24 protein-coding genes and 2 tRNA genes are annotated in these 22327 nt (G+C 37.1%); 8 read left to right on the top strand and 18 right to left on the bottom strand.

Annotated features, from left to right (window positions below; all coding sequences use genetic code 11):
• Nucleotides 1-24: 24 nt before the first annotated feature.
• The 4 genes from der to dnaQ form a co-directional block, all read right to left on the bottom strand.
• Complete coding sequence (gene der, locus ACPT8O_RS03710; protein WP_021035640.1) at nt 25-1539, bottom strand: ribosome biogenesis GTPase Der; 1515 nt, start codon at nt 1537-1539, stop codon at nt 25-27.
• 419 nt (nt 1540-1958) lie between these two features.
• Nucleotides 1959-2035, bottom strand: a tRNA-Asp gene (locus ACPT8O_RS03705).
• 23 nt (nt 2036-2058) lie between these two features.
• Nucleotides 2059-2135, bottom strand: a tRNA-Asp gene (locus ACPT8O_RS03700).
• Between the two features lie 87 nt (nt 2136-2222).
• A complete protein-coding gene (gene dnaQ / locus ACPT8O_RS03695) occupies nt 2223-2993 on the bottom strand; it encodes a DNA polymerase III subunit epsilon (RefSeq protein WP_021035641.1) in 771 nt (256 codons plus the stop codon).
• A 60-nt stretch (nt 2994-3053) separates the two neighbouring features.
• Here dnaQ and rnhA point away from each other — a divergent pair, with 60 nt between their 5' ends.
• Both rnhA and ACPT8O_RS03685 read left to right on the top strand, forming a co-directional pair.
• Entirely contained in the window at nt 3054-3518 is a 465-nt protein-coding gene (gene rnhA, locus ACPT8O_RS03690; protein WP_021035642.1) for a ribonuclease HI, read from the top strand.
• A gap of 256 nt (nt 3519-3774) precedes the next feature.
• The gene (locus tag ACPT8O_RS03685) at nt 3775-4887 is read left to right on the top strand and encodes a porin (protein ID WP_021035643.1); all 1113 of its coding nucleotides are present in this window, start codon (nt 3775-3777) and stop codon (nt 4885-4887) included.
• A 345-nt stretch (nt 4888-5232) separates the two neighbouring features.
• Here ACPT8O_RS03685 and ACPT8O_RS03680 read toward each other — a convergent pair whose 3' ends face one another.
• The 5 genes from ACPT8O_RS03680 to ACPT8O_RS03660 form a co-directional block, all read right to left on the bottom strand.
• Entirely contained in the window at nt 5233-6048 is an 816-nt protein-coding gene (locus ACPT8O_RS03680) for a metal ABC transporter permease (protein ID WP_021035644.1), read from the bottom strand.
• On the bottom strand, nt 6041-6889 hold the full coding sequence (locus ACPT8O_RS03675) for a metal ABC transporter permease (protein ID WP_021035645.1): 849 nt from the start codon (nt 6887-6889) through the stop codon (nt 6041-6043). The genes ACPT8O_RS03680 and ACPT8O_RS03675 overlap by 8 nt, the downstream gene beginning before the upstream one ends.
• Before the next feature lie 3 nt (nt 6890-6892).
• Nucleotides 6893-7813, bottom strand: a complete 921-nt coding sequence (locus ACPT8O_RS03670; protein ID WP_005669098.1) for an ATP-binding cassette domain-containing protein — start codon at nt 7811-7813, stop codon at nt 6893-6895.
• Nucleotides 7813-8694: a metal ABC transporter substrate-binding protein gene (locus ACPT8O_RS03665; RefSeq protein WP_005669100.1), complete on the bottom strand. Its 882-nt coding sequence runs from the start codon at nt 8692-8694 to the stop codon at nt 7813-7815. Before ACPT8O_RS03665 ends, ACPT8O_RS03670 begins: the two co-directional genes overlap by 1 nt.
• A 361-nt stretch (nt 8695-9055) precedes the next feature.
• A complete protein-coding gene (locus tag ACPT8O_RS03660) occupies nt 9056-9934 on the bottom strand; it encodes a D-alanyl-D-alanine carboxypeptidase family protein (RefSeq protein WP_005669102.1) in 879 nt (292 codons plus the stop codon).
• A 246-nt stretch (nt 9935-10180) separates the two neighbouring features.
• Here ACPT8O_RS03660 and ACPT8O_RS03655 point away from each other — a divergent pair, with 246 nt between their 5' ends.
• The 6 genes from ACPT8O_RS03655 (at nt 10181) to ACPT8O_RS03630 (ending at nt 15982) form a co-directional block, all read left to right on the top strand.
• A complete protein-coding gene (locus tag ACPT8O_RS03655) occupies nt 10181-11332 on the top strand; it encodes a bifunctional tRNA (adenosine(37)-C2)-methyltransferase TrmG/ribosomal RNA large subunit methyltransferase RlmN (protein WP_042599461.1) in 1152 nt (383 codons plus the stop codon).
• A gap of 99 nt (nt 11333-11431) precedes the next feature.
• On the top strand, nt 11432-11971 hold the full coding sequence (gene pilW / locus ACPT8O_RS03650) for a type IV pilus biogenesis/stability protein PilW (protein ID WP_005649140.1): 540 nt from the start codon (nt 11432-11434) through the stop codon (nt 11969-11971).
• 71 nt (nt 11972-12042) lie between these two features.
• Nucleotides 12043-12954, top strand: coding sequence for a RodZ domain-containing protein (locus ACPT8O_RS03645; protein WP_021035646.1), 912 nt, complete (start codon nt 12043-12045; stop codon nt 12952-12954).
• An 8-nt stretch (nt 12955-12962) separates the two neighbouring features.
• The gene (gene ispG, locus ACPT8O_RS03640; protein WP_021035647.1) at nt 12963-14069 is read left to right on the top strand and encodes a flavodoxin-dependent (E)-4-hydroxy-3-methylbut-2-enyl-diphosphate synthase; all 1107 of its coding nucleotides are present in this window, start codon (nt 12963-12965) and stop codon (nt 14067-14069) included.
• Nucleotides 14070-14078: 9 nt separating this feature from the next.
• Nucleotides 14079-15350 (top strand): histidine--tRNA ligase, encoded by a 1272-nt coding sequence (gene hisS / locus ACPT8O_RS03635; protein WP_021035648.1) that lies wholly within the window; start codon nt 14079-14081, stop codon nt 15348-15350.
• Between the two features lie 17 nt (nt 15351-15367).
• A complete protein-coding gene (locus tag ACPT8O_RS03630) occupies nt 15368-15982 on the top strand; it encodes a YfgM family protein (RefSeq protein ID WP_005691752.1) in 615 nt (204 codons plus the stop codon).
• A 50-nt stretch (nt 15983-16032) separates the two neighbouring features.
• On the opposite strand, the gene iscX is transcribed toward ACPT8O_RS03630, so the two are convergent.
• The 9 genes from iscX to iscR form a co-directional block, all read right to left on the bottom strand.
• On the bottom strand, nt 16033-16227 hold the full coding sequence (iscX, locus tag ACPT8O_RS03625) for a Fe-S cluster assembly protein IscX (RefSeq protein ID WP_005659903.1): 195 nt from the start codon (nt 16225-16227) through the stop codon (nt 16033-16035).
• Nucleotides 16227-16568, bottom strand: a complete 342-nt coding sequence (gene fdx, locus ACPT8O_RS03620) for an ISC system 2Fe-2S type ferredoxin (protein WP_425623341.1) — start codon at nt 16566-16568, stop codon at nt 16227-16229. Before fdx ends, iscX begins: the two co-directional genes overlap by 1 nt.
• 39 nt (nt 16569-16607) lie before the next feature.
• Nucleotides 16608-18467 (bottom strand): Fe-S protein assembly chaperone HscA, encoded by a 1860-nt coding sequence (gene hscA / locus ACPT8O_RS03615; protein WP_021035649.1) that lies wholly within the window; start codon nt 18465-18467, stop codon nt 16608-16610.
• 17 nt (nt 18468-18484) lie between these two features.
• Entirely contained in the window at nt 18485-19171 is a 687-nt protein-coding gene (locus ACPT8O_RS03610) for a DUF2625 domain-containing protein (RefSeq protein ID WP_021035650.1), read from the bottom strand.
• 50 nt (nt 19172-19221) lie between these two features.
• Entirely contained in the window at nt 19222-19746 is a 525-nt protein-coding gene (gene hscB / locus ACPT8O_RS03605) for a Fe-S protein assembly co-chaperone HscB (RefSeq protein ID WP_021035651.1), read from the bottom strand.
• A 12-nt stretch (nt 19747-19758) separates the two neighbouring features.
• Complete coding sequence (gene iscA, locus ACPT8O_RS03600; RefSeq protein ID WP_005649164.1) at nt 19759-20082, bottom strand: iron-sulfur cluster assembly protein IscA; 324 nt, start codon at nt 20080-20082, stop codon at nt 19759-19761.
• Between the two features lie 54 nt (nt 20083-20136).
• On the bottom strand, nt 20137-20520 hold the full coding sequence (gene iscU, locus ACPT8O_RS03595) for a Fe-S cluster assembly scaffold IscU (RefSeq protein WP_013527472.1): 384 nt from the start codon (nt 20518-20520) through the stop codon (nt 20137-20139).
• A gap of 59 nt (nt 20521-20579) precedes the next feature.
• Nucleotides 20580-21794 (bottom strand): IscS subfamily cysteine desulfurase, encoded by a 1215-nt coding sequence (locus tag ACPT8O_RS03590; RefSeq protein WP_021035653.1) that lies wholly within the window; start codon nt 21792-21794, stop codon nt 20580-20582.
• A 68-nt stretch (nt 21795-21862) separates the two neighbouring features.
• Nucleotides 21863-22315: a Fe-S cluster assembly transcriptional regulator IscR gene (iscR, locus tag ACPT8O_RS03585; RefSeq protein ID WP_005659892.1), complete on the bottom strand. Its 453-nt coding sequence runs from the start codon at nt 22313-22315 to the stop codon at nt 21863-21865.
• Between the last annotated feature and the right edge of the window lie 12 nt (nt 22316-22327).

The raw sequence follows: 22327 nt of genomic DNA, 5'->3' as shown, positions 1-22327 counted from the left end.
GTCTAAGTTTTATCTATCTCGAATTTAACGTTTCGCTTTCTTAATAAACTTCATCAAACGTTTACGTTTACGCAATTGGTTCGGAGTGAGTTTATTTTTGCGTCCTGCAAATGGGTTTGAGCCTTCTTGGAAAAGAAGACGAATCGGTGAACCAATAATTTTCAAACTCTTACGATAATAATTAGATAAATAACGTTTATAAGAATCTGGTAATTTATCCATTTGGTTACCGTGAACCACTATAATCGGCGGATTATAACCACCTGGATGGGCATATTTTAATTTAATTCGACGACCGCCAATCATCGGGGGTTGGTGCTCGTCCGTTGCCATTTGTAAAATACGAGTTAAAAGCGAGGTCGTCATTTTTTGAGTTGCACAAGCATAGGCTTCTTTAATCGAATCAAAAAGATTACCTACACCACTGCCGTGCAAGGCGGAAATAAAATGCACGCGAGCAAAATCAATAAAATCTAAACGACGATCAAGCTCAGATTTCACACGATCTTTCACATCTTGATCCAAACCATCCCATTTATTCACGACGATCACTAAAGAACGACCTGCATTTAAAATAAAGCCGAGCAAAGATAAATCCTGATCAGAAATGTTCTCTCTCGCGTCAATAGTCAATAACACAACATTAGCATCTTGAATCGCTTGCAAGGTTTTAATCACGGAGAATTTTTCCACTGCCAAATGCACCTTACCGCGTTTACGCACACCCGCCGTATCAATCAAGGTATATTGCTGCCCATCACGCTCCATTGGAATATAAATACTATCGCGTGTCGTACCTGGCATATCAAAAACCACCACACGATCTTCACCTAAAATACGATTGGTTAAAGTAGATTTACCCACATTTGGACGACCAACAATGGCAATTTTGATATTTTTATCTTGTTCTTCTTCAAGTTCTTCGTCTAACACATCATCAATTAATGCCGTATCTTCTTCTGAATCAAAATCGAATTCTTGTTCCCATTCATCTTGTTCTTCCTCAGAAGTGCGGTCATTTTCATCGACGTTTTCCATTTGTTCCGCAAAAGGTGCAAGCACTTGTTCCATTAATTGAGTGACACCACGACCTTGTGAAGCAGCGATTTGCTCAATTTCCCCTAAACCTAACTGATAAAATTCAGCACAATGGGAATCCGCATCGATACCATCAGTTTTATTTGCCACCAACACAGTAATTTTGTTTTGACGTTGGCGTAAATAATTAGCAATACCAATATCAGCTGCCGTTAAACCCGCTCGCGCATCCACAAGGAAAAGAACAATATCCGCTTCATCAATAGCAAGCAAAGATTGCTCCGCCATTTTTTCTTCTACGCCCTCTTCCGTTCCATCAATACCGCCAGTATCAATAACGATAAAATCATAGCCAGCAATATGAGCATGGCCGTATTTTCTATCACGAGTTAAACCAGGAAAATCCGCGACTAACGCATCTCTTGTACGAGTAAGGCGATTAAATAATGTGGATTTTCCCACATTCGGGCGACCAACAAGGGCGACGACTGGAGTTGCCATAAAAAATCTCTTATTTTGTCAAATAATGGCGGCTATTATATCGGAAGTTAAAGGATTGGTAAAAATGATTTCATAAAGAAAAGAAAAAGCCACAGGATACAATCCTATGGCTTTCTAAACACTGTTTATTTATCTATAACTTAACGTTATAATAATCTCGCTTTCAAGAATACAGCTTGAAAGCGAGTGTTGCGCTTTTTCGCAACGTTTGAAGAGGATAAGAAAATGATTAAACTCATTATCCTTGTTGTCATTTTATTATTAGTGAGCCAGTACGCTTACTAATAAGACAACATACTAGGGAGTATGCAGCTCCCTAGTTCTTCAAATCTTAAAAGTTTGCTTTATTTTTGTCAAGGATGAAGCAAATTTTAGATACAAAAAAAGCACCCTTAGGTGCTATCTTTATTTATCTTAATTGGCGGAATGGACGGGACTCGAACCCGCGACCCCCTGCGTGACAGGCAGGTATTCTAACCAGCTGAACTACCACTCCGAGATAAGATATTAATTTTAAATTGGCGGAATGGACGGGACTCGAACCCGCGACCCCCTGCGTGACAGGCAGGTATTCTAACCAGCTGAACTACCACTCCGCTAAGTGGTGCGTATCTTAATGATGAACACAAATCTCGTCAATCTTTTTTTATTAAATTTTACTTACCTGCTTAAATTCCAAACGATTAATGCACATTGTCATTTCCAAAGCGTTTATCCCAAAAGCAATTATTTCCACTTTTTTTATTAATCATTTTTAATAATTCTAAATGCGCTTGTAGCTCATCATCAGTAGGTTGAAGTAATTTTAAATTGTGCGCAAAATCCACCGCACTTTTTATTTCTTCCGCCGCTTTTTCTTGCACAACATGGATAACATCAGACTCAACAGATTCTTCTTCATCGAATAAATTTGTTTGCCCCCCCGTCATCATCAAATAAACATCCGCCAAGATCTCGGCATCCAGTAACGCACCGTGCAAAGTACGTTTGCTATTATCAATACCTAAACGATCACAAAGTGCGTCCAAATTATTACGTTTTCCAGGATACATTTGACGCGCCATTTGTAGCGTATCTGTCACCAAACAAATATCGTCAGTTTTCACATTGAGGTCAAGTTTACGAAATTCATAATCCATAAATCCAACATCAAAGGGCGCATTATGAATAAGCAATTCCGCACCATTAATATAATCCAAAAAATCTTGGGCAATTTCTTTGAATTCAGGTTTATCCGCTAACATTTCATCGGTTATGCCATGAATTTTAATCGCATCAGGATCAACAGAGCGATCTGGCTTAATGTAAATATGGAAATTATTACCTGTGTAACGACGATTTATTAATTCAACTGCACCAATTTCAATAATGCAGTGTCCTTCATAATGCGCGCCAAGCTGATTCATACCTGTAGTTTCAGTATCTAATACAATTTGGCGATTGGGATTAATCATTTGTTCAACCTATCTCTTTCCATTAAAATACTTGTCATTCTACACAACAACCTTTTTGTTATGCAAAAACAGATTGAAATTTTTACTGATGGCTCTTGCTTAGGTAATCCAGGGGCGGGGGGAATTGGCGCCGTATTACGCTATAAACAACATGAAAAAATGCTCTCCAAAGGTTATTTCAAAACCACCAATAATCGAATGGAATTACGCGCTGTCATTGAAGCATTAAATGCATTAAAAGAACCTTGCTTGATCACGCTTTATAGTGATAGCCAATATATGAAAAATGGCATCACAAAATGGATCTTTAATTGGAAAAAAAATAATTGGAAAGCAAGTTCTGGAAAGCCTGTAAAAAACCAAGATTTGTGGAAAGCCTTAGATGAATCCATCCAACGTCATAAAATTAATTGGCAATGGGTGAAAGGACACGCAGGGCATAGAGAAAATGAAATTTGCGATGAATTAGCAAAAAAAGGGGCAGAAAATCCCACGGAGGAAGATATGGGGTACATAGAAGAATAATACAACTGATATAACGTCATATTTTTCGATACCTAAAATATTTATAGGTAATACTTAAACCTAAAACAGAATAAAAAACAATCAAATTCATTTGAAAAGTGTGATCTCGATCAGATTTCAAGAAAATTAAAATTTTGGAGTATTGACATCAAAAATTTTTTTTGCAAAGATGCAGCTCGTCTATTTTGGCGATTGGACAATTCTATTGGAGAAAAGTTCAATCATAGATAGTAAACAACCATAAGGAATACAAATTATGAAAAAAACACTTGCAGCATTAATCGTTGGTGCATTCGCAGCGTCAGCAGCTAACGCCGTTGTTGTTTATAACAACGAAGGGACTAAAGTAGAATTAGGCGGTCGTTTAAGCGTTATTGCGGAACAAAGCACTAGCACTGAAGATGATCAAAAAAATCAACACGGTGCATTACGTAATCAGGGTTCACGTTTCCACATTAAAGCAACGCATAACTTTAGTGACGGCTTCTATGCACAAGGTTATTTAGAAACTCGTTTTGTTTCAGATTACACTAAAGAGAAGGCAGATCACTTCGCTGATATTGCAACCAAATATGCTTATGTTACTTTAGGAAATAACACATTCGGTGAAGTAAAACTTGGTCGCGCAAAAACTATTGCTGATGAAATTACAACCGCAGAAGATAAAGAATATGGTCTTCTCAACTCTAAAAAATATATCCCTACTAATGGTAACACCATTGGCTATACTTTTAATGGTATTGATGGTTTAGTATTAGGTGCTAATTATTTATTAGCACAAGAACGTGATGTACAGACGGTTCCACGCGTTGGGACGAAAACTGGTGAAGTAACTGTCGGTGAAATCAGTAACGGAGTTCAAGTTGGTGCAAAATATGATGCTAACAACATTATTGTAGGTATTGCTTACGGTCGTACAAACTATAAAGACAGTGATAATAAAAACGATCAGGGTAACTACACCTACCAAGGTAAAAAAGAAGAAGTAAATGGTGCTTTAGCTAGCTTAGGTTACCGTTTTAGTGATTTAGGCTTATTAGTGTCTCTAGATAGTGGCTATGCAAAAACTAAAAACTATAAAGCTACACACCAAAAAAGCTATTTCGTATCTCCAGGTTTCCAATATGAATTAATGGAAGATACTAATCTCTATGGTAACTTCAAATATGAACGTAAAGTAGATCAAGGTGAGAAAGAACGTGAACAAGCTGTGTTATTCGGTATAGATCATAAACTTCACAAACAAGTATTAACCTATATTGAAGGTGCTTACGCTAGAACTAGAACAACTGCAACTGATAAGGGTAAAACAACAGTAAAAACTGAAAAAGAAAAATCAGTGGGTGTAGGTTTACGCGTTTACTTCTAATTATTTGTTAGAAGGCATACTTAAAAAAGCGAATCGAAAGATTCGCTTTTTTGTTTGTTCTAAAATCGAATAAAACAATCTAAAGTCTTTTTTAAAATAGTTAAAACAGTAGATATTAAAAAGTACACTGCGTTGAGTTTATCGTTATTAATTTTATGTTTCTCTTTTAAGCAAAATTTTGAGGGTAATCATTGAACCGTTACTATAAGGATTTAATATTAGGAATATCAAATAAGATAAAGAATGACTTATATAAAATAAATACCTTGTGGAAGTTGAAAGAATATTTCATCGAACAAAAACGGCACAAACAATTAGCTTGTACCGTTTTCAAAAGATAGGAAATCATATTGTTCTAATCTTGCTATAAGCTAATGCTATAACAAAAAATGCGGCTTGCAGAAGAATGATACAAGCACCTGTTGAGGCATCAAAATGATAGCTCAATATTACACCAATTAGACTTGATGTAATGGAACTGACAATAGCAATCCATAGCATTTTATCAAAAGATTTTGTGAGCGTAAGTGCGGTAATTCCTGGCGCAATTAACATTGCCACCACCAAAATAACGCCGACCACTTGCATCGTGCTTACAATGGTTAAAGCAAGTAGAATTAATAAACCATAATGTAAAATTTTAGGAGAAAGCCCTGCAACACGGGTGTGGCTTGGATCAAAACAATAAAGCAAAAAGTCTTTACGTTTAAAGACAATCAGACAAAAAATTATCGCAGAAATGACCGCACTTTGAATAAGCTCTTGATAACTTACACCCAATACATTACCAAACAAAATATGGGTTAAATGCTGTTCTGTTTGAATTTTGGTAAACATAACCAAACCAATGGCAAACATTCCAGAAAATACAATGCCCATTGCAGTATCTTCTTTTATGCGACTATTTTCTTTTAAATATCCCACGCCAAGGGAGCAAAAAATGCCTGAGAAAAATGCGCCAATCGTTAAAGGAATTCCTGCCAAATAAGCGAGTACAATACCAGGTAATACAGCGTGAGAAATTGCATCGCCCATTAATGACCAACCTTTCAAGACTAAATAGCAAGAAAGTAATGCACAGATAATAGAAACAATCAATGCAGTCAATAAGGCATTTTGCATAAACTCAAATTGTAGCGGTTCTAAAAGCCAATCAAACATTTTCTACCGCCTTTTTATTACGTGTGAGTAAGCCATATTTTGGTGAAAATAAGAAAGCGACTAAAAATAATAATGTTTGCAAGGTCACAATCACACCGCCAGTGGCACCGTCTAAATAATAGCTAATATAGACCCCAACAAAATTTGTCACTGCGCCTAAAATAATAGCGATGATTGACAAGGTTTTGAATTTATCAGTGAGTAAATATGCTGTTGCACCAGGGGTAATGACCATTGCAATGACTAAAATCGCCCCCACAGTTTGCAATGCAGCTACCACACAAGCACTTAATAAAGTAAAAAATAAAACCTTATAAAATAATGGCGAAAGCCCTACTGTTCTTGCCTGTGTTTCATCGAAAAAAATCAGTAATAAGTCTTTCCAGAACAATAAAAGCAATACTAAACAAACACCGATAATAATTGCGACTTGGTAAATATCTTCATCAGCAATGCCTAAAATATTACCTAAAATGATATTGTGCACATTTACTGCGGTTGGATTTAAAGAAATGAGCAATAGACCTAATGCAAAGAAAGTACTGAAAATAAACCCGATAATGGCATCTTCTTTCAGTTTAGAAATGGATTTAATCCAAAGAATAGAAAGTGCGGCAAAAATACCTGCAAAAAATGCACCAAGTGCATAAGGCAACGCAAAAGCATAGGCAATTGCAACACCAGGCACAACGGAATGAGAAAGCGCATCGCCAATCAAAGACCAGCCTTTAAGCATTAAATATGAAGACAAAAAAGCACAAATGCCACCCACTGCGGTACTCAAAATCATCGCCTTGAGCATATAATCATAGGAAAAAGGTTCGAGCAATAAATCTAACATTACCTAATCCCTCTTATTTTTAACCGCACTTTTATAAGGGCAATCTTCAAAATGGCAATCCTGTGTTGTTGGCGCAGGTGGATCTTGCTTAGTTTCGCCATAGAATACAACGGCTTTTTCATCATCTGTTAAGACGGTAACAGAACGTTTATCTTCATCATTATGTAAATTTTCGCCCAATAATTTAATATGACGTAACACCCCACCAAATACAATTTCCAAATTATGTTGGTTAAAGGTATCTTCTGTTTTTCCTGCGGCGATGACCGTGCGATTAATCATTACCACTTGATCACAAAAATCAGGAACAGAACCTAAGTTATGAGTTGAGACAAGAATCAGATGACCTTCTTCTCGAAGCTGTTGAAGAAGATCAACTATGGCATTTTCAGTTTTCACATCAACGCCAGTGAAAGGTTCATCCAATAAAATAATTGGACTTTGTTGTGCTAAAGCGCGGGCTAAAAACACGCGTTTTTTCTGCCCGCCAGATAACTCGCCAATTTGACGATGCGCAAGATGCTCAATATTTACTCGCTGCATCGCCTCTTGAACTTTTTGTTTATCAATCGCTTTGGGGATACGAAGAAAATTCATATACCCATAACGCCCCATCATCACGACATCATACACTGACACTGGAAATTGCCAGTCCACTTCTTCTGATTGTGGTACATAAGCAACCAAATTACGTTTCAGTGCTTGGGAAATTGGCAAATCACAAAGTTTAATTTCACCTTGTTGTGGCTTCACAAGCCCCATTATGCTTTTAAATAATGTGGACTTGCCACTGCCATTCACACCCACTAATGCACAAATAGTTCCACTATTGAGTGAGAACGTCATATTGTGAATTGCAGTATGACCATTGTTGTAACGAACAGTTACATCATTAACCCAAATTGATGTCGAGAAAGAGTCCATTATTTTCCGAATCCTTTAACAATGGTTGATACAGTAACGTTAAGCAAATCAATATAAGTTGGCACAGGGCCGTTTTTCGCAGAAAGTGAATCAACATACAACACACCGCCGTATTTTGCGCCACTTTCTTTGGCTACTTGTTGTGCAGGTTTGGCTGAAATTGTACTTTCACTAAACACAACAGGAATATTGTTTTTACGAACTAAATCAATCACTTTACGCACTTGTTGTGGTGTGCCTTGTTGTTCAGCATTGATTGGCCATAAATAACCTTCTTTTAAATTGTAATCTTTCGCCAAATAACTGAAAGCACCCTCACTTGTTACAAGCCAGCGTTGCTCTTCAGGAATTTGTGCTAATTTTGCACGAAGCGGTTCATCAAGTTGTTTAATTTTTTGAGCATAGTCAGCGGCATTTTTTTCATACACAGCTGCATTTTGTGGATCGTATTTCACTAACGCATTCTTAATATTTTCAATATAAATTAAAGCATTAGATGGCGACATCCAAGCGTGTGGATTAGGCGCATCTTTATACGGGCCTTCATAAATAGATAATGGTTGAATACCTTCTGTTACTACCACAGCAGGTTTATCTTTAACATTTTGGAAGAAACGCTCAAACCAACGTTCCAAATTTAAGCCGTTCCATAAAATTAAATCGGCAGATTGTGCTTTTACAATGTCTTTTGGCGTTGGTTCATATTCGTGAATTTCAGCACCTGGTTTGGTAATAGATTCCACTGTTGCTGCATTGCCTGCCACATTTTGCGCAATATCTTGAATCACGGTAAAAGTGGTGACGACTTTAAATTTTGCGTTAGCTTGCATTGCAAATAAACCAAGTGCAAGTGCGGTCATAATTTTGAATGAATTTCGCATAAGATGTCCTTATTTAAAAAAGATAGATTGAATGCCTGAATAATTGTTCAACAGCACAACAATTATTCATCGGAAATAATAGTACTACTTTTTATGTTGTTTTGGAATGGAAATGATTATCAAAATGATAAATTTATTTATAATTATTTCATACAAAATGTATTGCTTTTATGAAAAAAGCATAAAACAAAAAATTTTCTTAATCATACAAGCAATAAAGGTATTTTCTGTCATTAGAATGACTTTTTATCAAATTAAGTCTAGAATATTGAAATTATTATAGATTTACCTTTTGAGAATAAAATATGAAAAACGCGAGATAAAACAAACTGTTATCTCGCGTTTTTTATGTTTATGAACATTATTTTGATAATTGCTGAATTAGCGTATTAAATCCCACTTCATCATAGCCATCTTCATATTGAGCTTCTCCAGCTACATCACGAATTGTTCTTCCATTTAATGCTGTGCAGCCGAATTTTTCTAATTTGCTTTTAGTAAAGCTAGAACGATACGCAGAGGAAGTGTTATTTAAACTAATTACGCCAATAGTTGCATTTTTGCATAGGTGTTTATTAATGAAAACGAGATTATAACCAGACTCTTGAATGTAGCCCGTTTTATTCACTGCCGCATCAAAGATTTCATCACGCACTAACTTATTAGTATTTTTAATATAAAGTTTGTGTTTCCCTGCTTGGATATAAGTTGCATTAAGATTAGATAAACGTTTAATGTCCGATTTATTTAATGAATATTTAGCGAGTTTAACCAAATCCATCGGGCTGGAAATATTATAGCTAGATAACCCTGAACTATCGTGAAAACGAGTAGAATACATGCCAAGTTGATGGGCTTTTTCGTTCATTTTATTAATAAATTGGCGACGACTTATTCCCGCTGCACGAGAAAGCGCGTGGGCAGCATAGTTATCAGAATGGACAAGCATTGCTTTCAATAATTCGTTACAAGAGATAGGAATATTTTTAGGTAATTTTGTTCCTGTACCTTTAATTCGATCCGTATCCTCTTTTGTGATTGCGATTCGACAATTAGGATTTTTATTATTCTCTAAAAATACATTAGCCGTCATTAATTTTGTTACAGAGGCAATAGGCTGAATACTATCAGGCGCATGGCTTTCCAACACTCGATTATGGGTAAAATCATACACAACATAAGACTGTGCCAGCGCAAAAGAAGGACACAAAGATAAAATAAATAAAGCTTTTTTAAACATTATTGGTCACCTTAAAAAATAGGCTGATATTTTACCGCACTTTTTCCGCTGTAATTGAAAATATTTGCGATCTAGATCGCAAAAAAGTGCGGTAAGATTTTCCATCGTTTTTCAATTCCGCTAGATTATGCGGCGACAAATCTGTACAATCGCCGTTCATTTTTTAATTGCGAATTTTTCGTTGTGAGTTTTTGATAAAAACACCTGCACAATGCTATCGCCACAATGTGTAATAACGAGGCTAAAATGTCAGAATTATTGTCAGTGCAATCAGATGCACCCGCTAAAAAAATTAATCTAATGGATTTAACGCGCCAACAAATGCGCGAATTTTTTAAAGAACTCGGCGAAAAACCATTTCGAGCAGATCAGTTAGTTAAATGGATTTATCATTTTGGCGAAGATAACTTCGACAATATGACAAACATTAATAAAAAATTACGTGAAAAACTTAAGGCGGTTGCAGAAATTAAAGCCCCAGAAGTTGCCGTTGAACAGCGTTCAGCCGATGGCACGATAAAATGGGCAATGCAAGTGGGCGAGCAGCAAGTTGAAACTGTGTATATTCCCGAAGCAGATCGCGCGACGCTTTGTGTATCTTCCCAAGTTGGCTGTGCCTTAGCTTGTACATTTTGTTCAACAGCACAACAAGGATTTAATCGCAATTTAACGGTTTCAGAAATTATCGGTCAAGTATGGCGAGCCTCTAAAATTATTGGTAACTTTGGCGTAACTGGCGTTAGACCCATTACAAATGTGGTAATGATGGGAATGGGCGAACCCTTATTAAATGTCGCAAACGTTGTTCCTGCAATGGAAATTATGTTAGATGACTTTGCTTACGGTTTATCAAAACGTCGTGTCACTTTATCAACTTCTGGGGTTGTGCCAGCACTAGATAATTTGAGCAAAATGATCGATGTGGCACTGGCAATTTCATTACATGCACCAAATGATGAATTACGTGATGAAATTGTGCCAATCAACAAAAAATATAATATCAAAACCTTGATTGACTCAGTAAATCGTTATTTAAATGTATCAAATGCAAACCACGGCAAAGTGACGATTGAGTATGTGATGCTCGATCATGTAAATGATGGCATTGAACACGCTCATCAACTTGCAGAAGTATTAAAAAATACACCTTGTAAAATTAATTTAATTCCGTGGAATCCGTTCCCAGAGGCACCTTATGCAAAAAGCTCGAATACGCGTATCGACCGCTTCCAAAAAACATTAATGGAATATGGCTTTACCGTGATTATCCGTAAAACCCGTGGCGATGATATTGATGCGGCTTGCGGACAGCTAGCTGGAGATGTGATCGATCGTACTAAACGTACGGCAATGAAACGCCAATTTGGACAAAATATTGGGGTAACAGAAGTTAATTAATATTCTAGGCATGTGAATTAATCAAGTTCACATGCCCTATGTTTTCATACAAATTAAAGCATATTAAATATTTCGACTGCCCCTGTTAAAAGGAGAAAAATGCAAACAATAAGTAAACAACTAAGTGCGGTTATTTTCCCTTTCATTTTTTCTGCCTGCGTTTCACAATCTGCGTCTAGCTTAGATCATCAAGCTGCCGCCAAAGCGCGAGTGGAACTCGCTTTGAGCTATCTTCAGCAAAATAATCCTCAACTGGCTAAAATCAATTTAGACAAAGCACTTCAACACGATAAAAATTACTATCTCGTACATTCAGCACTTGCACATTATTATCAACAACAAGGGCAAATAGAAAATGCCTTTCGTGAGTATGAAATAGCCGTAAAACTTAATCATAAACAAGGCGATGTACATAATAATTTTGGTACGTTTCTATGTAGTCAAAAGAAATTTGAGCAAGCCCAGCAACAATTTGAATTAGCCCTTAATTCGCCGAATTATTATCATCAAGCAGATACATTTGAAAATATCGCGCTTTGTGCTTATTCCGCGAAAAAAATGGATATTTATCAGCAAACATTAGAAAAATTACGTCAAATCGATGGAAAACGTGCGGAAAAATTCAATAGCCTAAAATAAAGCATTGCCAAATCAAGTATTGGACTTTAAAATTTAGCCCTTATTTACCGCCTAATTATTTGATTAAATTTATGAATCCAACTACTGAGCAAGTGCTTTCTCCTGGTGAGATTTTTCGTCAAACACGCGAAGCCTTAAATCTTTCTCTTGAAGATGTCGCTAAAGAAATCACGCTACGCCCTTCTATATTAGAGCAACTTGAAAATAATGAATTTATTCAAAAATCAACGCCTTCTATATTTGTCAAAGGTTATGTTCGCAGCTATGCAAAATTCTTACGTTTGCCAGATTCTGTGTGGGAAAATATTGTTTTTGCTGAAACCGAAAAAAATGATTTAGGGAAAAATGCACGTTCAACCCGTGCCGTTAATCAATATTCTTCTCACAATCGTTGGATCGGGCGTTTAACCGCAATAGTATTCGTGATTGTAATTGGTATGACAGGGCTTTGGTGGTGGCAAAGTTATCAACAAAATACTCAAGAACGCGATGATTTAGTGCAAAGCTATGTTGCCTCTACCGAAAACAATCAGCCTGCCACCGCTCTTGTGACAACAGAAGAAAGTAATAAATCTGCACCAGAAACAGCAGCACCAGTCTCACAACCAGTAGAAATAACAAATAATGTGTTACTAGAAATAGCACAAGAAAATAGCGTTTCACTACTCAAAAACGATGAAAAATCAGTTTCAGACATTCAAAGTGCGGTCGAAAATCCAAGTATTTCTCCAACGTTACCTATAGCAAAAGGCGATTTAATGATTGAAATTTTGACAAATAGCAGTTGGATTAGTGTAAAAGATAACGCCCGTCACGTATTAGCACAAAAAGAATATAAACAAGGCGAAATATTAACCTTTAATGGCAATGAATTTTCATTAATTGTAGGCGCACCAAGCAATGTGCGCATCACTTACAAAGGCGAGAATTATCCTCTTAAAGTGGATGGTCGCGTAGCAAAATTCAAACTTTCACAACCTTAGGAAAAATAATGTCAGCTTTTCAGCCAACTATTAAGCGTCGTGAATCGACAAAAATTTATGTGGGAAATGTACCAATTGGTGGGGATGCACCGATTGCCGTGCAATCAATGACAAATACTCGCACTACTGATGTGGAAGCGACAGTTGCTCAAATTAAATCATTAGAACGTGTTGGTGCAGATATTGTTCGTGTATCTGTTCCAACAATGGATGCTGCAGAAGCATTTAAACAAATTAAACAACAAGTGAATGTCCCGCTCGTAGCAGATATTCATTTCGACTATCGTATTGCGTTAAAAGTCGCAGAATATGGCGTGGATTGTTTACGTATTAATCCTGGCAATATTGGTCGTGAAGATCGCATCCGTGCCGTTGTTGATTGTGCTCGTGACAAAAATATTCCGATTCGTATTGGCGTAAACGCTGGCTCTTTGGAAAAAGATCTGCAAGAAAAATACGGCGAACCAACACCAGAAGCATTATTAGAGTCCGCATTACGTCATGTAGAAATTTTAGATCGCCTAAATTTCAACCAATTTAAAGTGAGCGTAAAAGCCTCCGATGTATTCTTAGCGGTCGAATCTTATCGTTTACTGGCTAAAGCAATTAAACAACCTTTACATTTAGGCATTACAGAAGCAGGTGGCGCACGCGCTGGTGCAGTAAAATCTGCGGTGGGTTTAGGAATGTTATTAGCTGAGGGCATTGGCGATACGCTGCGCGTTTCTTTGGCGGCAGATCCTATAGAGGAAATCAAAGTCGGTTTTGATATTTTGAAATCTTTAAGAATTCGCTCTCGTGGCATTAATTTTATTGCTTGCCCAACTTGTTCTCGCCAAGAATTTGATGTGATCGGCACAGTAAATGCACTAGAACAACGCCTTGAAGATATTATTACACCAATGGATGTATCGATTATCGGCTGTGTAGTGAATGGTCCTGGCGAGGCACTCGTCTCCGATCTCGGCGTAACGGGTGGTAACAAAAAAAGCGGTTATTATCTTGACGGCGAACGTCAAAAAGAGCGTTTTGATAACGAAGATATAGTGAACCAATTAGAAGCAAAAATTCGTGCGAAAATCGCACGACAAGATCCAAAAAACAGAATTATTTAAGGAAAGCTCGTGGCAAAAACAATTCAAGCAATTCGTGGTATGAACGATTGCGCCCCAACAGAATCTCCATTATGGCAATGGATTGAAGCACAAGTACGCAATGTATTAAATAGTTATGGCTATTCGGAAGTGCGTATGCCAATTGTAGAAAGCACGCCATTATTTGCGCGCGCAATCGGCGAAGTAACTGATGTTGTCTCAAAAGAAATGTACACATTTTGGGATAACAATGAACAATTAACCTTACGCCCTGAAGGCACAGCAGGTTGTGTGCGAGCAGCCATTGAACACGGTTGGATCTATAATAATGAACAACGCTTATGGTATATCGGGCCAATGTTCCGTCATGAACGTCCACAAAAAGGGCGTTACCGTCAATTCCATCAAGCAGGTGTTGAGGTATTCGGTATTGCAAATCCAGAAATCGATGCAGAATTAATCATGCTTACCTATCGTTTATGGAAAGCATTAGGTATCGATCAATATGTTACACTTCAACTTAACTCTATTGGTTCTTTAGAAGCACGAGCAAATTATCGTTCTGCGTTGGTTGGATTCTTAGAAAACCATCAAGATTTAATGAGCGATGAAGAAAAAGATCGCTTGGTAAAAAATCCATTGCGTATTTTGGATACCAAAAATCCAGAATTACAAAAAGTATTGGATAACGCGCCAAAATTACTTGATTATCTAGATGATGAAAGCCGTGAGCATTTTGAACAATTATGTTCATTATTAGATGCTGTTGATATTCAATATGAAATTAATCCTAAACTCGTGCGTGGTTTAGATTATTACAACAAAACTGTATTTGAGTGGGTAACCTCTGCTCTTGGTGCACAAGGTACCGTGTGTGGCGGCGGTCGTTATGACGGTTTAGTGGAACAACTTGGCGGACACGCAACGCCAAGCATCGGATTTGCGATGGGATTAGAGCGTTTAGTCTTGTTGGTACAAGAAGTTAATCCAAATGTTCCTGTTAAAAGTGCGGTGGATATTTATGTTGTTTATCAAGGCGAAGGCACAACATTAGCCGCTTTTGAATTAGCGGAAAAAGTACGCTCAGAATTACCGCACTTAAATACTATGTTGCACTGCTCTGGTGGCAATTTTAAAAAACAATTTAAACGTGCAGATAAATCTGGTGCAACATTAGCATTAGTTATCGGCGAAAGCGAAGTCCAAAATAAACAAGTCGTTGTTAAACACTTACAAGGTGGTGCAGATCAGCAAACCTTAGATTTAGTGAATATAATCGACTATATTCAAACTCAATTTTAATTTAAAAGGGGAAAAATATGGCTTATTCCATTGAAGAAGAACAAGAGATTAACCAGTTGAAAGAGTGGTGGAAAGAGAATGGCAAAACAATTATTGTCGCCTTTATCTTAGGTGTGGGCGGTATGTTTGGATGGCGTTATTGGCAAGCCCACCAAGCAGAACAAATCGCTCAAGCCTCCGCACAATATGATGCTTTAATTAATTCTGTGCAACAAGACGAACAGGCTAAAAAAGCAAATATAGAACAATTTGTGCAAGCTAACAGCAAAACGGCATACGCTGTCTTTGCTTTGTTAGATGAAGCGAAAAAAGCCACTGAAAAACAAGATTTTTCAGCAGCAGAAGCAAATTTAAACCAAGCATTAACCCAATCTCAAGATGAAGTATTAACATCTATTGTTGCATTACGTCTAAGTGCGGTGCAATTTCAATTGGGTCAATTAGATAATGCTTTAAGCACATTAAACCAAGTGAAAGGCGAAAGTTTTAATGCTCGCAAAGCGATTTTAACTGGCGATATCCAAATTGCAAAAGGAGATAAAGTTGCGGCGAAAAACAGCTTTGAGCAAGCACAACAAAGTGGTAGCCAATTAGAACAACAAATGGCAAAAATGAAATTAAACAACCTTTAAAAAATAATACCCGCATCAAAGTGCGGGTATTTTTTCAATCAAATTTCTGATTATTCAAATTCATCTAACCATTTTAATAAAATAGCCTCAAGAATTGATTCATTTGATTTATTCGGATCATCGTCAAAATCTTCAAGTTCACAAATCCATTTATGTAAATCAGTAAAACGAACGGTTTTTGGATCTAAATCTGGATTACGATCGTAAAGTTCTTCTGCAATTAATTGGGCGTCTGTCCATTTCATTAGTGAGCAGCCTCATTTGCGTGATTAAGGTGATATTTTGGAATTTCTACCACAAGATCTTCATTTCCCACGACACATTGACAAGATAAACGGCTATCCATTTCTAATCCCCAAGCCTTATCTAGCATATCTTCTTCTTGATCACTCGTTTCATTTAAAGAATCAAACCCTTCACGAACAATCACGTGGCAAGTTGTACAAGCACAAGAACCATCACAAGCATGATGAATTTCTACTCCCGCATTGTGAGCAACTTCTAATAAGTTATCTCCTGTTGCAGCATCAACGACCATACCTTCAGGACAAAAATCTTCATTAGGTAAAAAAATCACTTTTGGCATAATACTTTCCTCAAAATTATTTAATATCTGACCGCAGTTTTACGGTTTTTCAATATCTGACAAATTTTTGCCTGTCAAAGCTTTATTAATCGATGCATTCATTCGACGTGCTGCAAATTCTTGGGTAGCAGTATCCAAGGCTTTAATTCCTTGTGCAATTGCATCGCGATCTGAACCTTGTTTTACATCCATTAATTGTTTTAACACAGTTTCAATATGATGAAATTCATCTGTGCTAAGCAATTCAGCCCCATCTGCTTGTAACGCAACAATTACGCTTTCAATAACACGATCTGCTTCCACACGCTGCTCGGCTAATTCACGTGCTTGCAAATCTTCTTGCGCATTATCAAAAGAGGATTTAATCATTGCGGTTACTTCTTCATCAGTTAAGCCATAAGATGGTTTAATTTGTATTGAAGACTGTACTTTTGTCGATTTTTCCATCGCTGTAACGCTTAATAAACCATCTGCATCCACTTGATAAGTCACTCTAATATGGGCTGCACCCGCTGCCATTGGCGGAATACCTCGTAGAGTAAAGCGTCCTAAAGAACGACAATCATCCACTAGCTCTCGTTCGCCTTGTAGCACATGAACAGTCATTGCCGTTTGTCCATCTTTGAAAGTAGTAAACTCTTGCGCACGAGCTACAGGAATTGTTGTATTACGTGGAATAATTTTTTCCACTAATCCGCCCATCGTCTCAATGCCTAAAGAAAGTGGTACAACATCAAGCAATAACATATCAGAATCAGTTTTATTCCCGACTAAAATATCTGCTTGAATTGCAGCACCAAGTGCCACAACTTTATCAGGATCGATTGAGGTTAATGGTGTTTTACCAAAAAACTCGCCAACTTGTTCTCTTACATAAGGCACACGAGTTGAACCGCCAACCATTACCACCGCTTGCACTTCTTCGGATTCCACATTGGCATCTTTCAATGCCCGACGACAAGTTAGCAATGAACGTTTTACAAGCGGATAAATTAATTCATTGAATTGTTCCCGCGAAATTTCTACTGAAAAATCTTGCCAAGAAATAACCGCACTTTTTTCATTAGTCAAAGTAATTTTAGCTTGGTTAGCAAGGGTTATTAACTCACGCTGTTGATTTGCTGTTTGTGGTTTTAGCTTAGTTTGTTCTATTACCCAATCTGCAATTAAATGATCAAAATCATCTCCACCTAATGCAGTGTCTCCCCCCGTTGCTAAAACTTCAAAGATACCTTTTGATAAGCGTAAAATTGAAATATCAAATGTGCCACCGCCTAAATCATAAACCGCAATAATGCCTTCCTGCCCACTATCTAATCCATAAGCGAGTGCAGCTGCAGTAGGTTCATTCAATAAACGTAATACATTTAGCCCTACTAAACGCGCAGCATCTTTAGTGCTTTGACGTTGAGCATCATCAAAATAAGCAGGAACTGTAATCACAACACCAGAAAGTTCTCCGCCAAGGCGTTGTTCGGCAATATGATTTAAACGCGACAAAATATCTGAAGACACTTCAATTGGACTTTTCTGCCCTTGTGCTGTAACAATTAAAGGTAATCCATTTTCACTTGCTACAAATTCATAAGGCAAACTAGGATAACGAGATTGCACATCTGCAAGACTTCGACCAATTAAGCGTTTGACTGAAATCACTGTATTTTGGGGATCAAGTGATGCTTGTTCAAAAGCTTCCAAACCAACTTTCTTTTCTGCAACGCCATAATGAACAACTGATGGTACAAGACTACGATCTTGTTCATCATTAAGAATCACGGATTTTCCACTACGCACAGATGCTACTAAAGAATTAGTTGTTCCCAAATCAATTCCTACCGCCAAACGATGTTGGTGTGGAGCCGCTGTTTGTCCGGGTTCTGCAATTTGTAATAATGCCATATACTTTTTTCTACTAGTTATGCGGCGGAATACGCCAAATCAAATTTATTTTTTTCTGCAAAGCTTGCTTGGTAATGGGTTTCAATATTGACTTCCTGTTTTTGGCGTTCATCAATTGCTATTTTTCTGTCTTGGTTTAAATCAGGCGTGAATACAAAAATTTGATTACCATCTAATTGTTTTACATCATCTTGCCAATTTTGCCAAAATAGTCCTTGATAAAAGGCCTCTAAATCGCCATTCAATGCCCAAGCTAAAAATTCTGTGTAAGTAAAATTTAAATTATGCCAAGTAAGATCTTTTGACGAATAGTAATAAATTTTGCCAATATTATCGCCTAACGAACCACCATTTAACGCAAAATAACCACCAATCACATCATCTGCAACTAATAAATATTTTGGTTTTTCGCCTGACTCACTAAAAGATTTACTGAAATTCCAATCCATCAAGCCACGCGGTAATTTAAAACTTCCAGAACCTAAAATACGTAACCAACCATAATGAATTAAAATTCCACCTGTTTCATAGATTACTGCGCCCATTGGCGAGGATGTTGGCATTTGCATAGTAAAAAGCTCACGCTCCGCACTGGATTGATCTTTTTTAATTACTTCACAATGATTGCGAGCGTTATCAATCCATTGGGAAATGATTATCCAAGCAGAATGTTCTGGACTAGTGAGCTGTTCAAGAGTTTGCATAGTGTTATTTATTCACATCTCGTAGGGGCAAATTACATTTGCCCCTACATTTAATCTAATTCAAAAATTCGTTCTTCCACACGCTCAATTTCTTCAGAAAGTTTACGGGTAAAACGTAATTTATCACAGTATTGAGATGCTCTCGCCCATTCTTGAGATTTCAAACTCTCAAAAAGTGCGGTCAATAATAATTGAGTTTCTTGTTTAATTTCTTTCGCAAAAGCATTTAATGCTCTTTCATCTTGCTGGCTTTCAACTTCTTCTAATTGTTCTCGCCACTGTAACTGTTGCATTAAAAACGCCACATCTTGCGTGCTTTTTTGTTCAAGATCTAACTGCTCACCAGTATTAAGAGCAATGATCGCTTCAGCTCGCAAAATTGGGTCTTTTAACGTTTTTAAGGCATCATTCACTTCGGTTGATTTTTGCATCGCAACGCGTTGTTCTAACGCACTACTTGAGACAAAATTATCTGGATGTAGAGCCTTTTGTAATTTTAAATAATGTGCATTTAGTGCTTTTTCATCCAGCTGAAAATCAACGGGTAAATCAAAAATTTGAAAAGGATTTAACATCAGATTATTACCTTAAACGTGGAAACTTTCGCCACAACCACAAGATTCTTTTACATTTGGATTATTATATTTAAAGCCTTCATTTAGGCCTTCTTTTACATAATCCAGTTCAATGCCATTGAGATAAACGAGACTTTTTGGATCGACAATAATATTAACACCGTGCTGCTCAAAAACTTGATCTTCTGAATTTAAAACATCTACAAACTCAAGTACATAAGCTAAGCCAGAACAACCTGATGTTTTCACACCTAAACGTAATCCAATACCTTTACCACGATTATCCAAAAAGGCTTTCACTCGCTGAGCTGCTTTTTCTGTTAATGTAATACCCATCTATCCCCCAAACACCGCTAAAAGTGCGGTCAAAATTGACCGCACTTTTTCACATTATTCGCCTTGTTTTGCTTTATAATCAGCAATTGCTGCTTTAATTGCATCTTCTGCTAAAATAGAGCAATGCACTTTCACTGGCGGTAATTCTAATTCTTCAGCAATTTGGCTATTTTTAATAGCCCCTGCTTCTTCTAAAGATTTGCCTTTTACCCACTCAGTAATTAATGAACTAGATGCAATCGCAGAACCACAACCATAAGTTTTGAATTTTGCATCTTCAATAATGCCATTATCATCTACTTTGATTTGTAGTTGCATAACATCACCACAAGCTGGCGCACCGACCATTCCAGTACCAACATTGCTATCTTTTTTGTCTAATGATCCCACATTACGTGGATTTTCATAATGATCAATTACTTTTTCGCTATAAGCCATTTTAACTTTCCTTTTTTCAATTCTAGCAAATGCCATTGTCAGATAATGGCAACTAAATATTAGTGAGCAGACCACTCAATGGTATTTAAATCAATACCTTCTTTAAACATATCCCATAATGGCGATAATGCACGAAGTTTTTCTACCGCACCTTTCATTAAATTAATTGTGTAATCAATTTCTTCTTCAGTAGTATAACGACCTAATGTGAAACGAATTGAACTGTGCGCCAATTCATCATTTAAGCCAAGTGCGCGCAATACATAAGATGGCTCTAAACTAGCAGATGTACAAGCAGAACCAGAAGATACTGCAATATCGCGCAACGCCATCATTAAGGATTCGCCCTCAACATAGTTAAAGCTAATATTTAAATTGCTATCTAAACGATGTTCCATTGAACCATTTACATAAGTTTCTTCAATATCTTTTAAGCCATTATATAAACGATCACGAAGTGCTTTTAAGCGCGGCATTTCTGATGCCATTTCTTCTTTTGCAATTCGATATGCCTCTCCCATTCCTACGATTTGATGAACAGGTAATGTACCTGAACGCATACCACGTTCGTGACCACCACCATGAATAATCGCCTCTAAACGTACACGAGGTTTACGACGAACATACAATGCACCAATACCTTTTGGCCCGTAAAGTTTATGGCTAGACATCGACATTAAATCAACAGCTAATTCTTCCAAATTAATTTCAACTTTACCAACACTTTGCGTTGCATCCACATGGAAAATTGTTTTATTTGCACGACAAAGCTCACCAATAGCTTTAATATCTTGTAACACACCAATTTCATTATTAGCGTGCATAATTGAAGCTAGAATTGTATCTGGACGAAGCGCAGCTTTGAATTTTTCTAAATCAATTAAACCATCAGCTTCTGGAGACAAATAAGTTACTTCAAAACCTTCTCTTTCTAATTGACGGCAAGTATCTAACACTGCTTTATGTTCAGTTTTACAGGTAATAATGTGTTTACCTTTAGTTTGATAGAAATGTGCCGCACCTTTAATTGCGAGGTTGTCAGATTCTGTTGCGCCAGAAGTAAAGACAATTTCACGAGAATCTGCGCCAATGAGATCAGCGATTTGATTACGTGCAATATCAACAGCTTCTTCTGCTTGCCAACCAAATTTATGTGAGCGAGAGGCTGGATTGCCAAATGTGCCATCGATGGTTAGAAACGCCATCATTTTTTTCGCAACACGTTCATCGACTGGACAGGTCGCTGCGTAGTCTAAATAAATAGGTAATTTCATTTTCACTCCTAAATTATGCTAAATATAACCGCACTTTTTTTATTTGAAAAATATCCGGCTTATCCTTTTTATTGATTAACTAACAAATTGTTAAAATCACGATGAGATTGACGCTTTACATTACGCTTATTTACCAGCTCAGCTAAGGTAATCTCGTTTAAAAAACTTTCAATACGTAAACTTAAATCTTCCCAAAGTTCGTGAGTTAAACATTCCACACCATTTTTACAATTTTCACGCCCCAAACATTTCGTTACGTGAATATTTTCATTTACTGCTGCAATAATCATTCCTACAGAAATTTGTTCACTTGGTAGCCCTAACTGATAACCCCCTCCGGGTCCGCGAACACTTTTGACTAAACCGTCTTTACGTAATTTAGCAAAAAGTTGCTCTAAATAAGATAAGGAAATATGTTGGCGTTCAGAAATATCCGCAAGGCTTACAGGCCCGCCATCTGCATTTAAAGCAATATCCAAAACGGCTGTAACTGCATAACGACCTTTTGAAGTAAGTTTCATAAAGAATCCCTA

The sequence above is a fragment of the Haemophilus sp. HN_Hi08 genome (genome assembly GCF_049824455.1).
Classification (GTDB): Bacteria; Pseudomonadota; Gammaproteobacteria; order Enterobacterales; family Pasteurellaceae; genus Haemophilus; species Haemophilus influenzae_D.
The sequence above is the reverse complement of the archived record's forward strand: the minus strand, read 5'-3'. Positions and strand labels throughout refer to the sequence as shown.